The sequence below is a fragment of the Mesorhizobium sp. M0771 genome (genome assembly GCF_040320155.1).
Classification (GTDB): domain Bacteria; phylum Pseudomonadota; class Alphaproteobacteria; order Rhizobiales; family Rhizobiaceae; genus Mesorhizobium.
In genome coordinates this window covers 343,133-358,273 of the sequence record NZ_JAMYPC010000001.1, presented here as the reverse complement: position 1 = coordinate 358,273, position 15,141 = coordinate 343,133, and the positions used below count along the sequence as shown (strand labels likewise).

General features: G+C 60.2%; 17 protein-coding genes and 2 pseudogenes. 12 read left to right on the top strand and 7 right to left on the bottom strand.

The genetic code is table 11. The annotated features are described in order from the left end of the window. Window positions 1-7: 7 nt before the first annotated feature. The 3 genes from NKI05_RS01770 to NKI05_RS01760 form a co-directional block, all read right to left on the bottom strand. Window positions 8-478, bottom strand: a complete 471-nt coding sequence (locus NKI05_RS01770) for a chromate resistance protein ChrB domain-containing protein (RefSeq protein ID WP_023669885.1) — start codon at window positions 476-478, stop codon at window positions 8-10. Continuing rightward, window positions 475-1,449 (bottom strand): Fe-Mn family superoxide dismutase, encoded by a 975-nt coding sequence (locus tag NKI05_RS01765; RefSeq protein ID WP_023669886.1) that lies wholly within the window; start codon window positions 1,447-1,449, stop codon window positions 475-477. The genes NKI05_RS01770 and NKI05_RS01765 overlap by 4 nt, the downstream gene beginning before the upstream one ends. A gap of 109 nt (window positions 1,450-1,558) precedes the next feature. Beyond that, window positions 1,559-1,783: a hypothetical protein gene (locus tag NKI05_RS01760; RefSeq protein WP_352792153.1), complete on the bottom strand. Its 225-nt coding sequence runs from the start codon at window positions 1,781-1,783 to the stop codon at window positions 1,559-1,561. A 236-nt stretch (window positions 1,784-2,019) separates the two neighbouring features. On the opposite strand from NKI05_RS01760, the gene NKI05_RS01755 reads away from it, so the two are divergent. The 3 genes from NKI05_RS01755 to NKI05_RS01745 all read left to right on the top strand — a co-directional run bounded on the left by NKI05_RS01755 (window position 2,020) and on the right by NKI05_RS01745 (window position 5,554). Next, entirely contained in the window at window positions 2,020-2,997 is a 978-nt protein-coding gene (locus NKI05_RS01755) for a chromate resistance protein ChrB domain-containing protein (RefSeq protein WP_023669887.1), read from the top strand. A 17-nt stretch (window positions 2,998-3,014) separates the two neighbouring features. Further along, window positions 3,015-4,430: a chromate efflux transporter gene (gene chrA, locus NKI05_RS01750; RefSeq protein WP_031192963.1), complete on the top strand. Its 1,416-nt coding sequence runs from the start codon at window positions 3,015-3,017 to the stop codon at window positions 4,428-4,430. An 86-nt stretch (window positions 4,431-4,516) separates the two neighbouring features. After that, complete coding sequence (locus NKI05_RS01745) at window positions 4,517-5,554, top strand: Cj0069 family protein (protein ID WP_031205226.1); 1,038 nt, start codon at window positions 4,517-4,519, stop codon at window positions 5,552-5,554. Between the two features lie 229 nt (window positions 5,555-5,783). On the opposite strand, the gene NKI05_RS01740 is transcribed toward NKI05_RS01745, so the two are convergent. Further along, a complete protein-coding gene (locus tag NKI05_RS01740) occupies window positions 5,784-6,428 on the bottom strand; it encodes a TetR/AcrR family transcriptional regulator (protein ID WP_023669890.1) in 645 nt (214 codons plus the stop codon). A 153-nt stretch (window positions 6,429-6,581) separates the two neighbouring features. Here NKI05_RS01740 and NKI05_RS01735 point away from each other — a divergent pair, with 153 nt between their 5' ends. The 8 genes and pseudogenes from NKI05_RS01735 (at window position 6,582) to NKI05_RS01700 (ending at window position 12,806) form a co-directional block, all read left to right on the top strand. Beyond that, complete coding sequence (locus NKI05_RS01735; protein ID WP_050587014.1) at window positions 6,582-7,394, top strand: class I SAM-dependent methyltransferase; 813 nt, start codon at window positions 6,582-6,584, stop codon at window positions 7,392-7,394. Window positions 7,395-7,548: 154 nt separating this feature from the next. Continuing rightward, window positions 7,549-8,076, top strand: coding sequence for a hypothetical protein (locus NKI05_RS01730; protein WP_023685957.1), 528 nt, complete (start codon window positions 7,549-7,551; stop codon window positions 8,074-8,076). A gap of 87 nt (window positions 8,077-8,163) precedes the next feature. Further along, on the top strand, window positions 8,164-8,808 hold the full coding sequence (locus NKI05_RS01725) for a DUF1007 family protein (RefSeq protein ID WP_155929560.1): 645 nt from the start codon (window positions 8,164-8,166) through the stop codon (window positions 8,806-8,808). A gap of 20 nt (window positions 8,809-8,828) precedes the next feature. Beyond that, window positions 8,829-9,545, top strand: a complete 717-nt coding sequence (locus tag NKI05_RS01720; RefSeq protein WP_023669894.1) for a HoxN/HupN/NixA family nickel/cobalt transporter — start codon at window positions 8,829-8,831, stop codon at window positions 9,543-9,545. A 481-nt stretch (window positions 9,546-10,026) separates the two neighbouring features. Further along, window positions 10,027-11,369: pseudogene (locus tag NKI05_RS01715) on the top strand (hemolysin family protein). Between the two features lie 651 nt (window positions 11,370-12,020). Next, complete coding sequence (locus NKI05_RS01710) at window positions 12,021-12,164, top strand: hypothetical protein (protein ID WP_023686252.1); 144 nt, start codon at window positions 12,021-12,023, stop codon at window positions 12,162-12,164. Window positions 12,165-12,325: 161 nt separating this feature from the next. After that, window positions 12,326-12,439, top strand: a complete 114-nt coding sequence (locus tag NKI05_RS01705) for a YHYH domain-containing protein (protein WP_023686251.1) — start codon at window positions 12,326-12,328, stop codon at window positions 12,437-12,439. Window positions 12,440-12,554: 115 nt separating this feature from the next. Further along, window positions 12,555-12,806: a hypothetical protein gene (locus NKI05_RS01700; RefSeq protein WP_245261776.1), complete on the top strand. Its 252-nt coding sequence runs from the start codon at window positions 12,555-12,557 to the stop codon at window positions 12,804-12,806. Window positions 12,807-13,088: 282 nt separating this feature from the next. Here NKI05_RS01700 and NKI05_RS01695 read toward each other — a convergent pair. Continuing rightward, window positions 13,089-13,320, bottom strand: a pseudogene (locus NKI05_RS01695) (hypothetical protein). Then, window positions 13,280-13,471 carry a hypothetical protein gene (locus NKI05_RS01690; protein ID WP_155929562.1) on the bottom strand — a complete coding sequence of 64 codons (192 nt, stop codon included), beginning with the start codon at window positions 13,469-13,471 and terminating at the stop codon, window positions 13,280-13,282. The pseudogene NKI05_RS01695 and the gene NKI05_RS01690 overlap by 41 nt, the downstream one beginning before the upstream one ends. Window positions 13,472-14,133: 662 nt before the next feature. Between NKI05_RS01690 and NKI05_RS01685 the strand changes: the two genes are divergently transcribed. Next, the gene (locus NKI05_RS01685; protein WP_023669902.1) at window positions 14,134-14,445 is read left to right on the top strand and encodes a DUF736 domain-containing protein; all 312 of its coding nucleotides are present in this window, start codon (window positions 14,134-14,136) and stop codon (window positions 14,443-14,445) included. 88 nt (window positions 14,446-14,533) lie between these two features. On the opposite strand, the gene NKI05_RS01680 is transcribed toward NKI05_RS01685, so the two are convergent. Then, the gene (locus tag NKI05_RS01680; protein ID WP_023669903.1) at window positions 14,534-15,064 is read right to left on the bottom strand and encodes a Ros/MucR family transcriptional regulator; all 531 of its coding nucleotides are present in this window, start codon (window positions 15,062-15,064) and stop codon (window positions 14,534-14,536) included. Window positions 15,065-15,141: the final 77 nt, after the last annotated feature.

The window sequence follows — 15,141 nt, the reverse complement described above, 5'->3', positions numbered from 1 at the left end:
CGCTACTTCAGGCCGCCGCCGGCTTCGTGACGGGTGGCCAGCTATGGGTCTCCGCCTTGCGTCGTGAGGCCCAGGCATAAAGCGCATCGTAAATGACGAAGCCGTGCTTCAGGATCTCGTGGTCGTCGGGCGTCACGTCCCGCAGCCCCATGGAGATCGCGAGCAGTCCTGCAGACTGTGGCGTGAGATCGTGCCGATCCGTGTCGGCGCCGCGCACGATCGCGGCAATGGTCACGATCGCCGGGTCGCGATCGAGGCCGAATTTCGAGACGAAGGTGTCGAAGCTGCAACCGTCGCCGACATGGGTGAATTCGACGCCGGGCACGTCGTAGGGTGTCGCGCCCGCTTCCTGGGCAACACGGATCACCTGATCAGGTGCCGCGAACAGGAAATCAGGTTCCTTGTCGATGAAGCGTGCAATCAGCCAGGGGCAGGCGATGCGGTCGATGACCGGGCGTTCACGGGTAACCCATTTCATGACGCAATCCTTTCTTCGCTCATCACCAGAGGGACGGTTGGCGCGCCGATGGCGTGCCAGGCGGCGATGCCGCCTGAGAGCGCCGTTGCATCGACGCCGCGGCGACGCAGTTCGGCGACTGCGTCGCCGCTGACCTGGAAGCCGTACACGCAATAGACGATGACAGGCCTGTCCCTCGGCAGTTCATCGGCCCAATCGGCAATGGTCTCGGGAGCGCGGAGCTTGGCGCCCGGCAGCATATCGCTGCGTTTTGCCAGATCGTCGGCCAGGCAGACGTCGAGCACGACCAGATCTTCGCCCTGGTCGAGTCGGGCCCGCAGTTCCTCTGGCGCAACAGTTGGAACCTTATTGTCCGATGCAGGTCCTGTTGAAGGATCGCGCTGCGCGACAGCCCGCCGGTGGCGGGCGGCAACCCGCTCCCAATGGATGTTCTTCATGAACGCGTCGACATAGGCGCCAGCCTTGGCGCCAAAATCGAGGTGGTAGGCATGTTCGTACATGTCGAGCGCGAGGATCGGCATGCCGCCGGCGAGACAATTGGTGTGATCCGCCGCCCATTGAATCGTCAGCCGATCGCGGCGCTCCGACCAGGTCAGCAGCGTCCATCCCGAGCCTCCGGCCTGCGCCTTAGCACAAGCCATGAACTTGGCGCGCCATGCCGCCACGCTGCCGAAGTCGCGCTCCAGTGCTGCGGCAAGATCGCCTCCGGCATCGCCGGAACCACCGAGCCCATCGAAATAGATCTCGTGCAGGATCGCCGAATTTGCCGCGACCAGCTCTTCGCGCTTCAACCCGTTGATGTCGAAGACGGGTGCTGCGCCCCAGTCGAGTTCATCGAGCCGCTGTTCGATAGCGTTGAGGCGGCGAACCGCACCGCCGTAATTGTTTTCATAATGGCTGGCCAGCAGGCGTTCGGACAGTCCGACGAGCCTGGGCGGCTTGAACGGCAGCGGCATGATCTGGTGCGGCATTGGATTTCCTCGCTCGGCGGCACGGCCCATCCGTGAGCAGGCGCACGTTATGCCCAAACGAGAAATGATACAAGTGTTGCATCTTGCTCAGGCGTTTGATACGGGTCACTTATGGGCGAGAGGGAATCGATCCCAGCTGCGCCGGGTATTCCTCCAAGGACGAGGAGCGAACCATCTGCGGCTGAACCGCAGTCCTCAGGGGCGGCACGCCTTGGGTGGTTGCCACCACCGATGTCGCTTCCGAAAGGCCCGCCGTCACCTCGACGCGACCGTTCTCGGTGACACCAGCCTTGATGGCGAGGCGTGTGATGCGATTGTCCGTGACTGTGTACACGAAGGTGCCGTCGCCATTACTTCCGGGGCCTCCATTCCTGCCGGACGACGTTCGAGGGGCGCCACATGAGCTTTCTTTCTTCGCCCGGAAGTGCGCTGGGGCGCTTCGACAACCGACGATGAGCTTCGCCCGCATTGAAGTATGGTGTCTCTGCGGATCTTGGCCATTTAGTATGGTTTGCGCATGAGCCATGATACAAGTGTTGCATCTAATTCAGTCCATGATACGGTTCACTTATGAGTGAGGGGCAATCGCAGGAGCAGCGCTGGCTGCTCCTGATTTATCAGCTGCCAAGCAAGCCCGCCTATTTCCGGGTGAAGATCTGGCGACGGTTGCAAGGCATCGGCGCGGTCGCAGTCAAAAGCACCGTTTACGCCCTGCCGGCCAATGCCGAGATGCAGGAGGATTTCGAATGGCTTCTGAAGGAGATCGTCGCCGGCGGCGGCGAGGCCATGATTTGCGAGGCGCGCCTTGTCGACGGTCTGTCGGACGCGCAGGTGCGGGCGATGTTCGACGCGGCCCGTGATGCCGACTATGCGGAGATCGCTGGGGAAGCGCGCGAGCTGGCTGCAGCGATTGGGGCCGACGCGACATCGGAAAAACACGCAGAAGCGCGTCCGCAACTTGGTCGCTTGCGCAAGCGGCTCACTGAAGTGGTGATGATCGACTTTTTTGGTGCCAGCGGTCGCCTCACGATCGAGGGACTGATCGCCGAACTTGAAACACAGCTTACAGAGGACAAGGCCATGACCAAGGAACCGAAGAAGGCCGCCGAGCCGAGCGAGCTCAAGGGCCGAATCTGGGTCACGCGCCGGGACGTGCATGTCGACCGCATCGCCTGCAGTTGGCTGATCCGCCGGTTCATCGATGCTGACGCGATCATCCGCTTCGTAGCGGGCAAGGGATACGTGCCAAAGGAGGGGGAATTGCGCTTCGACATGTTCGAAGGCGAAATCACCCATGAGGGCGATCGCTGCAGCTTCGAAGTTCTGCTTACCCGCGCCGGCATCAATGATCCGGCACTCCAGGCCATCGCCGAGATCGTCCATGACATCGACCTCAAGGACAACAAGTTCGGTCGCGAGGAGGCGACTGGGATTGCCAGTCTGATTGCAGGCATCGCCATGGCGAACGAGAGCGACGAACAGCGGATCGCGCAGGGCGCTCCTGTCTTCGACAACCTCTATCAGTATTTCCGCAAGAAACGCGGATGACCGCAGGGACTCAAACTATGGCCAATCTGGAGCAGTCCGTCACGACGCCGCCATCTCTGGCCGAAACCCACGACCATGACATTTCGTTTGCGGACGCCATGCGAGTATGGGCCCGCGTTGCAATGCTCAGCTTCGGCGGCCCGGCCGGCCAGATCGCCATGATGCATCGGATCGTCGTTGAGGAAAAGCGCTGGATCGGCGAGACGAGATTCCTGCATGCGCTCAACTACTGCACGCTGCTGCCAGGTCCGGAGGCGCAGCAATTGGCCATCTATATTGGCTGGCTCATGCACAAGACCAAAGGCGGCCTCGTCGCGGGAATCCTGTTCGTGCTGCCAGGCGCGGTCGCCATCATGGTCCTGAGCTGGATCTACGCCATCTTCGGCAACGTTGGCGCTATCCAGGCGCTCTTCTTCGGCCTGAAGGCGGCGGTTCTGGCCATCGTGCTCGAAGCGGTCCTGCGGATCGGCAGGAGGGCGCTCAGGAACAATGTGATGGTCGGCCTCGCTGCGGCAGCCTTCATCGCCCTGTTCTTCTTCCATGCACCGTTCCCGCTGGTCATCCTGGTTGCGGCCGTGATCGGCTACGTCGGGGGCAAGATGGGTTGGGCCGCATTCCAGCCAGGCAATGGACATGGCAAGCTTGGTGGCAAGCAGGTCGATGATGTCGACTCGGCGCTTGGCGAAGGGATGCCGGCGCATGCCCGGCCATCCATCGAATGGTCGCTGAAGATTGCGGCGGTGTTTCTGCTGCTATGGTTCGTTCCGGTCCTTTTCTTGTTGCTGTTTCTTGGGCAAGGCAATGTCTTCACCGACATCGCCATCTTCTTTTCCAAGATGGCGGTGGTGACGTTCGGCGGGGCCTATGCGGTGCTTGCCTATGTCGCCCAGCAAGGAGTCGAGCACTATGGCTGGCTGAAGCCTGGAGAAATGCTGGATGGCCTCGGCATGGCCGAAACGACGCCGGGTCCGCTGATCATGGTCACTCAATTCGTTGGTTTCATGGGAGCATTCCGGGAGCCGGGGGTTCTTAACGCGTTGGTCGCTGGAACGCTCGGCGGCCTTCTGACGACGTGGGTGACCTTCGTCCCGTGCTTCCTGTGGATATTTCTCGGCGCGCCGTACATAGAGACGATGCGCAGCAACAAGGCCCTGTCAGCCGCACTGTCGACCATCACGGCAGCGGTGGTTGGAGTGATCCTGAACCTCGCGGTGTGGTTCGCGCTTCATGTCCTGTTTCGCGATTTGCATGAGATCGGCTTGCTGGGCATGAGGCTCGACGTGCCAGTCCTCGGTTCCCTCAACATTCCGTCTCTCGTACTGACCCTCGGTGCGATGCTGGCGGTATTCCGCTTCAAGGTCGGCGTGATCCCGGTGCTAGCGGCATGTTCGATCCTGGGCGTGCTTTTCGGCGTCGCGGCGGGCTCGGTCTAGGGCGATCTTTCTGCTCGGATGCGAGCATCGCAGTCTATTTCGTATCGGGGCTGCCTGATGGGCGAGCAAGTAGGAGGCGAGGTATAATGGGCACGAGGCGAGTGGCTGTGGTCTGGCGCGGTGACCTGGAGGCGCGTCGCACGGCGACACCGCAGAACAACCGGTTTCATCGCGTGTTCGAGGAACTCGCTGCGATCGGTGTTCACGCCGAACCCGCCGTTTATGACGAAGAGTTTGCCGAGGAGGTTCGGACCCAGCTCCTGGCGACGGACGGCGTGCTGGTCTGGGTCGATCCCTTGCACGAGGGAAAAACCCGTGCGGTGCTCGACCCGCTGCTGCGCGACGTGGCGGCACGCGGCCCCTGGGTGAGTGCACATCCAGACGTGATCCTGAAAATGGGCGTGAAGGAAGTTCTGCACCGTACGAAGCATCTCGGATGGGGAACCGATACTTACCTCTACGGCTCCGCCGAGGCTTTTCGCGAGGCGTTTCCGGAGCGGCTTCGGACGGCCGGTCCACGGGTGCTGAAGCAGAACCGCGGCAATGGCGGCCAGGGAGTATGGAAGGTCGAGCTGATCGGTTCGCTTCCTGGCGGAGAGCCGGCGGTTCGGGTGCTGCACGCGCGACGCGGCAGTATGCCGGAAGAACTCGCACTGCCGGATTTCATGGCGCGCTGCCAGGTGTATTTGACACCCGATGGCTGCATCGTGGATCAGCCATTCCAACCGCGTTTACCCGACGGGATGATCCGCTGTTACATGGGCGCCGACAAGGTGGTCGGCTTTGGCCACCAGTTCATCAAGGCCCTAATCCCACCACCTCCTGAAGGGCCAGATTCCGAGGCTGCGCAACCAGGGCCGCGGATAATGCATCCCGCCACGGCCGAACCGTTTCAGTCGCTGCGGACCAATATGGAAACCGGGTGGACGCCGCAAATGATGGCTGTGCTAGGCGTCGATGCCAGGTCGCTGCCGATCATTTGGGATGCCGATTTTCTCTACGGACCACGGACTGTGTCAGGTGAAGACACGTATGCGCTTTGTGAGATCAACGTCAGCTCGGTCTTTGCCATCCCCGATCAAGCGCCGGCCGAAATAGCTCGACTCGTTGCCATGCGATTTTGAATCGACGAAGATTGGCGGTCCGAGTGGGGCTCTGGCCGAACGCGGTTCGGCGGTCAGTCCGATGGTCGCCGGACCCCTGCTTGCCGTTTCCGGTTTCGGCTGACCAATTCTCGTCGCCGGTGGCTTGAACACCATCTACGAAATCCTTTGCTCATGACGTTTCGCAAGATTCGGCCGCCCGAGGAACGTTAGCCTCAACCGGCGCGAGATCTGGATTTGGAAGGTCTTGCTAGGGTGACCGCCCCGGAAGAGCTGAACCCGCCATCCGCTGGAACAGGTCGTCGACCTGGGCCGGCGATAGGCTGGAGTCCTCGGCGATCCACCAGGCAAGCACCGAGAGAAAGGCTCCCGATATGAACTGGACGACGAATTCCAGCGGCACGCCCGCGTCGCCGATCCGCTTGCCAGACAGTTCGGTTCGCACTGCGCGCCGTATGCGTTCACGCAATTGATCGTGGATCGTGTCGCCGCTGCTCGCAAGTAGCGCTTTGTGAAGCGACCGGAACGCCCGCGCGTGCTCGAACATCGGCAGGCTGAATTCGAACAGGCGATTGCCTGTCTTTTCGTCTGCCGACACGCGCCTGCTCAGCGACAGCAGATGCGCCTCAAGGGCCGCGCTGCGCAATTCGTCCTTGCCGGCATAGTGCGTATAGAAGGTCGACCTGCCGACATCAGCTTTCTGGCAGATGTCTTCCACGGTGAGAGCCGCATAGCCGCACTCTGGGATCAGAGCAATCAGCGCGTCCTGCAGCATGGCGCGCGTGCGCGCGACACGACGGTCGATCGTACCCCTGTCGTCGGGCCGCTCGATTTTAATGGTCATTGCTCTTTCCACCGTGCGGTTTGGGACGTTCAGCGGTCCGTTGTCCAGCAACAGCGCTAATGGACAATCTGTCCAGTATGATACGCCGAGTCCAGAAGCTCAAGAATGCCTTGAGCACTCCGGAAACGGACGAGGAGGCAAAAGGAAATGCACCAATTTGGTCATCGGGCTGGAAACGGACAGCATTCGCGAAAGGGTGTTATTATGCTTGCTGTGCTCGTCAAACTGTCGCTGGTCGCCGGTTTTCTGCTAATGCTTCATTTCGGGGACGGCTATCTCAATGCCGGTGCTTGGACGGCTGCAGTCCACGGCCTCATCCTCGCTGCGGTCGCGGCATTCGCACTCTGGGGCGGCTTCCATCACATGCGGACTGCCGGCGCGCATGGCGCCGGCGAAAGGGGCATCGGCATCGTCCTGCATAGGGCGGTCGGCTATGACCTGCTTGCGCGCGTCCTGACTTGGGGCCGCGAGGACCGGTTCCGTGAATTCATGCTGCGTCTGGCAAGGCTCCAGCCCGGCGAGGCGATGCTCGATGTCGCCTGCGGTACGGGCACGCTTGCCATAGCCGCGAGACGGTTGGTCGGAGCGGTCGGACGCGTCACGGGCGTCGACGCATCGGTCGAAATGGTCGAGAGGGCGCGCGTCAAGGCTACGCGAGCCGGCGTTGATCTTACCTTCGTCCAGGCGACGGCCCAGGAACTTCCCTTCGAGGATGGCCAATTCGACATCGTGATCGGTACGCTCATGCTGCATCACCTGCCGAAACCCGACCGATCGACCTTCTTCCGTGAAGCGGAGCGGGTTCTGAAGCCGGGAGGCCGACTGCTGCTGATCGACTTCGGAAGGCCGCTGCACGAATCCAGATTGCCGAGGCTCCATCGGCACGGGCATATCGACATGAATGCGGTCGGAACTCTACTGGTCGAGACAGGCTTCAGGGTCGACGATACCGGCGCCGTCGGGACCATGAACCTCGATTATGTGCGCGCGACCACGGACAAGATCCTGCCTGCCTGAGCGCCGCATGCCGCGGCGACCGGACCGGGCGCGCCGCCGCCAGGAAGACGCGCGGGCCGGTAGTCGCGGGCCGCGCTGCATTGCGTGCGTAGCCGCCGCGGCGCTATCTTGCCGATTGGCTATCCCGGCCTGCTTCGATACGCGAGTCTACCGAATGCCCAAGACCTACTTGTCCTTGACGCTTGCGGCCGCATGGTTGGCATCACCGCTTGCGCATGCCGATGGCGTCGACCGGGCGCTGGATGCCTTCCACGCGACATGCCTGGCGCACGGCCCCGACTTCGAGCGAACCGCGACATTGGCAAAGACGCGCGGATGGACGCCGCTCGTCGACGGCGCGGCACTTGCTCCTGTGGATGCCATGAAGGCGTTCCGCGGATGGCAGGTCACCGGCGACGACCTTCCGGCCGGAACGATGGTCGCGGTGACCAGGGCGACCATGGACGGCAGGTCCGTCCAGACCTGCTCGCTCAAGCTTTTCGATGTCGACCGCGCCGAGTTTGAAAAACGGTTCTTCCACCGCACCGACGCCGAAAAAATCGGCGAGGAGAGGAAGGGCAGGCAGGTTTCCCGGCTGTTCATACTGATCGCGGGCAATCGCAAGCAGCTCGTGCATTTGACGTCGCCAGCCGTTCGGGGCACAGCGAACGCCATCATAGCAAGTTCGATAGTCGATGATTGAAAAGGCTTCGCGGGCCGCGTCCCAATTTAGCCTGCTTGCGCTGCCAGATCACTCGGTTGGCGCGCAATGACGAGAAAGCGAGCGCAAATGCGACTGACCAGCACGATTTTTGGCATGGCGCTCCTGCTCGCCTCCACCGTCGCGGTCGGCGCTCATCCTCATGTCTTCGCGGAAGCCCGTTTGGACCTAACGGTTGGCGCTGACAAGTCGGTCAAGTCGCTCAAGCATCTCTGGCGGTTCGACGAGCTCTTCTCCTCGACGGTGCTGATGGAGTTCGACAAGAATTCCGACTTTACTCTCGACGCCGAAGAACTCGACGCCGCCGCCCTCACCATCCATGCCTCACTGGAAGAATACAATTATTTCCAAATGGTCACTGTGGAAGGCAAGGACGTGGCGATGACGCCGCCGGCGAGGCTGGTCACTAGCTACGAGAACAATCAACTCATCATCCAATTCGAGACGCAGCCGAAAGACACGTTGGCGCTCGCCGGCAAGGTGAGCATCGGCGTCTACGATCCGACCTTCTACACCGCGATCGATTTCACCGATGACGATAAGATCGCCGTGGCTGGCCTACCGAAAGATTGCACGAGGGCCGTCGTCCGCCCCGATCCGAATACCGCAATCGCACAGAATCAGACGAAATTGACGGATGCCTTCTTCAGCGATCCGACCGGAACCGATCTCGGCAAGATATTCGCGACACGCCTTGAATTGACGTGCAGTTGAAGCGGCGGAACGGATAGAACGTGTTTTTCCAAACCCTGGTCGAGTTTCAACGCACGATATACTTGGCGCTCGCCGAACAGATCAAATTGCTGTCAGCCGGGGGCGACTGGCTGGCGTTCACTGCCTTCCTGCCGATGGGTGTCCTGTTCGGAGCTGCGCATGCTTTGACACCCGGACACAGCAAAGCCGTGCTGGCTACCTATTTGGCCGGATCGGATGCCAGCATCCGTCGCGGCCTACTGGTGTCGCTGACACTCTCCTTCACCCATGTCACGATTGCCGTTGTGATTGCAGCCCTCTCGTTGCCATTGGTCTCGATTGCGCTGGGCAGCGTCGGCCGGGCGCCGCTTTTGGAGGATGTCAGTCGTGGCCTGCTCGGGTTAATTGGTCTGTGGATGCTTTGGCGGGCGCTCAGCCACGGTCATCACCATCAGCATGAAGGCGAGGTTGTGGGCGTCATGGCCGGCCTGATCCCATGTCCATTGACGCTCTTCGCGATGACCTTCGCGATCTCAAGAGGTGTTCCGGTCGCGGGCATACTCTTTGCAATCACCATGATGGCCGGCGTGGCACTGACGTTGTCTTGCGTGGCAGTTCTGTCGATCCTGTTTCGGGAACGGCTGGTGCATTTCTTCGACCGTCGGCCGCGCCTGTTCGATGTGATATCGCGAACTATCGAAGGTACCGCCGGCCTTATTCTTACTGGCGTGGCTGTCTGGCAAATCTCGTCGAAATGAGAAAGTTTGACCGACCGCCAAGGCCACAGCGATTCTCATAGGGATCACATTGCAATTAACGACGTCGTGCCATTAAGTGCCGGCACGCGCGGTTCGGGTTTGGGTTTAGAACATTGAGCGACCGTCAGAAGATCATTTGGATGATAGCGCTGGCGATCCTCGCCGGCATCGGGGTGATATTGCTAAATCACTGGATCAAAGGCGATCTCTACGCGGCGGGTCCATTGACTTCGACTACCCAGACGCCACATTTAGTTCGGCCGGCATGACCGGTTCTTTTTCTATCCGATTTCTGGCCCGCCGGTTCGCGCCGGCGGATTTTTTGCGGGGGTAGGATACTCAGCGCGGATTTGGCTATCTTGCCCCTGATTGTCAGAGGCGGAGCTGCGGTGATCGCTCCGCAATGATGGCCAACGGCGGTTCCACGACGGCGGCATACGCGCTTGAGAGATGAGAGTGGCTGTTTCATAAAGAGGATATCATGCCTGCGGACGATGGTAGTCTACGCGACATTCTTGGAATTCTGTTGGTTCTCCTACTCGTAGGCGCCAACGGTTTCTTTGTCGCCGCCGAATTTGCGCTGGTCGCGGTTAGACGAAGCCGCGTCGACGAATTGGCTACAGCTGGACGCTCGAACGCCAGCCTCCTTCAACGGGCTTTGGTGAATCTCGATGCGAACCTTGCAGCAACTCAGCTCGGCATCACCATCTCATCGCTGGCGCTCGGTTGGGTCGGCGAGCCTGCACTCGCTCATTTGATCGAGCCACTCCTCTTGGGAGTGATGGGGTCGCTGGCCACGGCAGCTTCGCACACCATTGCCGTCGCAATCGCCTTCATCATCATAACCGCGCTACACATTGTCCTGGGTGAACTAGCGCCGAAAAGTCTGGCGCTCCAGCGCAGCGAGAGCACGGCACTTCGGGTCGTCCGCCCTCTCGGTCTGTTCCTGCTCCTGCTCAGGCCGGCGATTCTTGTTCTCAACGGTCTCGGCAATCTGGTGCTGCGTCTGTGCGGTCTGCGTCCGGGCACAGGCGAGGAGTCCTTGCATTCGCCCGAAGAGCTGAAGCTGCTCGTGGCGGCAAGCCAGGAGGCAGGGCTCCTTCATCAGACGCAACAGGAACTGGTCGAGCGTGTCTTCAACATCGGCGATCGGCGCATTGCCGACATCATGACACCGCGACGCGATATCGACTGGATCGATACCGACGACATCCCTGACGAGATTCTGCGCACCATCCGGCAATGTCGCCATGAGCAGCTTCTGGTCGGCCGTGGGGGGATAGACGAACCGCTTGGCATGATTCTGAAGAAGGACCTTCTCGACCAGGTGCTCGACGGCAAAACGCTTGACCCGATGGCGGTCATCCGAGAACCTTTGATCGTTCACGAGGCAACGCCGATTTTCCGTGTACTCGATCAGTTCAAGCGGACGCCGGTGCGTCTGGCGATCGTATCGACGAATATGGCGCTCTGGAGGGGATCGTCACCCAGACCGATCTGCTCGAAGCCATCGCAGGGGACCTTCCTGACCTGGACAATGAGGACCCTGATGTCATCGAGCGCGATGACGGGTCCTTGCTCATCGACGGAATGATGCTGGCGCACGATGCGTTCGCTCGCCTAGGATTCCGATCGGGGTCTGCCGAAGGGGATTTTCACACGATCGCTGGGTTCGCCTTGTCCAGCCTTGGGCACTTGCCGGAAGCCGGTGAGCACTTTGACCACGAGGGCTGGCGCTTCGAGATCCTCGATATGGATGGAAGGCGGATCGACAAGCTGCTCGCTCGCCGTGAGCCGCCTACATCCAAGCCGGCAACCAGTTGAGACTGACCGCGCGACAGGCCGGTAAGCCGGCCGGCCTTTTGCGCGCGAATATTCCCACTTTTCGAACCCACGCTCCCACAGTAGTCCCTATCCACAAACGCCCGTCAGTTCGCCCAGGACGCGTATCCGCTGGAGTCACAGTGACTGGTGAGCGTCTTCGCGTCGCGCTATGTGATCAATGGAACCGACAGTTGAGGGTCTAAATGGACGCCAAGAGCGCCGTCTGGCTGATTATTGGGGTCCTGGTGGTGCTAGTGGTGGCCTTTCTCACCGCAATGGCATTCGGGCTGCTATGAGTCAGCCAGGCTGATCGACACTCGCCACAGGCCGTTGTGGCGCCGTGGCGGTGGCACCCCCATTACCACAGCGACTGCGCGACGGAGGGACATGTCGGTTGCGTGTCGACGAGCGACCACAGATGCGGCATGCGGCAATTTTTTGCGGCGAAGAATGATTTTTGAATCGTGTACAGAAGTCATGGCCAAGACCAATCCGAAATCCCCTGATTTTCCGCCGCCGCGCCGTTGACCCGCTTTGAGAAAGCCGAGTTCGCGAAGCTTTGCGATCCGAAAGGCCGTCGCAAATCAACTTGCGCCGACAGATGCCTCGCTGGTCTGTGATCTGGTAGCGGCGAGGTCGCGCTGATTCGCCATGCGAGCCCTGTTCAAGCGCGCTGTGGCCGATTGCAGCGACTCCGAATTTCTTTCGACGAAACGACATCTGCTGTCGATCACCAGCGGCATTGACCGGACGACGGCGGCCACGCAAATGATGGCCGCGCAATTGGGCGTCTAAGCCCGTCGCTCGCCATTTCATCGGCCGATCTTGATGCGGGGGGCAATATTGGATATTGAAGATCGCCACTTAACAAGTAGGTAATTTGCATTCAGCCAGTTGTGCTACTCCACGATAGTGCTCTTCTGTCCAAATTATCTTGGGAGGGCTTCCTTGCCGCCATGGCGGCTTTGACCATGTTCGCATTTTCGATGGATACCTTCGCACACGGCGGCGGCACCGATGCCAATGGATGCCATACCAACCACAAGACTGGCGAGTATCACTGCCACTGATATCAGGACCAAATTGCGTGATTTGGGTTCGTGCGAGTAGGCATATTCGCGGCGCCTAGATAGCAGCGTTGCTCACCATGGGGGGGCGCAGATGAGAATTCGAAGGCTGTTCCACTTGGGCACATTGATGCTTGCGGCGGCATCAGCCACGCCATGTCATGCGCAGGGGACTTTCGGAGGAAATGACTGCACCGAAGATTGTTCCGGGCATAAAGCTGGCTACGACTGGGCTGAGCAAAATCAGATTTCCAACAACAGCGACTGCAGCTCAAACAGCCAACCATTTAATGAGGGCTGCCAAACCTTCGTCGAAGACTCGTCTCGCGGTTCGAACGAAGACGATGAAGGCGAAGAGATAGACGACTGAGATACAGCGCTGATTCGGATAAGGATCCAGCCGGCGGCTTCCCGTCGTGTAGGCGCGGTCGCTTTTGGTGTGGCATCTTTCATCGGCTGCGCTCATGCCGAAGACGCGTGCGCCCCAAACTACGCGGGAGCCTGCGTTCCAATCGCCAGCGACGTCGATTGCTCCTCCGGAAAGGGCAATGGTCCGCCTATGTACGCGGCCCGGTCACTGTTGTCGGCAGGGATATCTATGATCTGGACCGCCACGGCGATGGGATCGGCTGCGAAAACGGCTAGAGCCACGCTACGGCTTGCACGGCCCTGTCCCGTTCCACTGGATGAACGCCACTTCCTTCCCGGTGACTTCCCGCACGGCTTTCAACAGCACCTCATGCAGGACGCGCGTCTGCCGGTAAGTGGTCGCTATCGGGCGATATAAACGGCTTGATGATACTTAAGTGCAGTGCCTCCGCTGCCGTCACAAAGCGCTCAATTTCAGCCTGTGATAATTGCTGCGAACCTTTCGACCTGGCCATGTCCTACCCTCGAAATCTCTGTGTGCCAGACGACCTTGCCGTCGATCTTCATCGGCTTGTGGATCATCAAGCGCTTCGGCAGATGCTCGGGGTGCACCTCCAAACCAATGGTCGAACCGGGAATTTCCACCACTCTTATCGGGAAAGTCACGCAGCGCATCACCTCGGCGTCAGACGCCCGGCGTGAATCCGACCTTCCAGCAATGCCTCACCGCGCGTCGGCGTGACCGCAGCGGGAACATTCGGCCATGCGGTGGAGGATCAGGTGTGACGCATCTATAGGAAATCGTCGGCATCTGTCGGCTTAGAAGTGCTGCCCTCAGCAATCAATTGGTCGCCTTCGGAGCCGCCCCGAACGCGATGACGATTCAGCCCAAAGATTAGGGAAATCGGACGTCCCTTCTTCACCGGTTAGGAGTAGGACCAACACCGCCCTGGCGCGTGAGGAAGGTCTGTGACCGAAATTCAGAAGCGCAGGGCGCAAGCTACAATGGCCCTGACTGGATCTTAGCCAATGTGGCGTTCCTTCCGGGTATTCTTTCCAGGCCACGCCCAAGGCGTCCTCGAATGGATTGGGTCTGACCGAAGACCGTCTTCGTTTCACTCCGTCTCGATCGTCTTCTCGCAACGTCGGCGCTGCGTTTTCTTCCCCTGTCCGCTGCGCGTCCATTCCTCACGGTCCAAGAAAGCCTCGCGTCGCCGTCTTCCACTTCGTTTCAGCCCCTTCGGGATGCAGACCGATCGTTTCCGGTCTCACGTCCACCATCGAGGCCGCGATGGGCGCGGCCCGAGAAAACACAAAGGAACATCACCATGGCTACGATCGGCACTTTCTCCCGCACCGCGAACGGCTTCTCCGGCTCGGTCAAGACCCTCAATCTCAACGTCAAGACGGTAACGTTCGCTCCGACGGATGGCGAAAATGAAAAGGGTCCCGACTTCCGCATCTTCGCTGGCGCCACCGAGTTCGGGGCGGCATGGAAGAAGACCTCGCGCGAGGGACGCGACTACCACTCGGTCAAGCTCGACGATCCCAGCTTCCCCGCTCCGATCTATGCGAGCCTGGTCGAGACCGACACCGAGGGTGAGTTCTCGCTCATCTGGTCACGCCGCGCCGCAGAGTGACCCGACAAAACACAAAGCCCCGCCGCAAGGCGGGGCTTTGCCATGTTCAGGTCCTATACAACTTGGCACGTCCGCTAGGTGCAGCGCGTTACGCTTTGGCCGGCGCCTTGCGGACCTTCTTCAGCGGCGACTTCATGGCCGCCGCAGTCGTCGCCGCTGCCGCCGCACGAGTAGCCCGTTTTGGTTTTTCCGCCGCGGCAGACGTGGGCGTCGCCGCCTTGCGCCCGAGCCCTATTGATTTCGCCAGAGCCGACCGGGTAGCCGCGTAGTTCGGCGCCACCATCGGATAGTCGGACGGCAGGTTCCATTTCTGCCGGTATTCGTCGGGGGTCAGGTTGAAGTGCTGAAGGTGCCGCTTGAGCGATTTGAATTTCCTTCCGTCTTCCAGACAGATGATGAAGTCAGGTGTCACCGATTTCTTGATCGAAACTGCCGGGTCCTGTTTTACCACAGGTTCTACCGCCGGCGTGCCGATGCCATTCAGGGCGGCATGGATGTCGCCGATGAGTTTTGGCAACTCGCCAACCGGTACTGGATTGTTCGATACATAGGCGGCGACAATGTCAGCCGTTATCGACACGGTATCCAGTTTGTTGCCTTGCTCGAGAGCAGTGGTCATATGATTTCCCTTTTTTGTATCGGATGAATTGAGCGACGTTTGATTTTTCTAGCCTGCCCACGGCGCAAATAGTACGT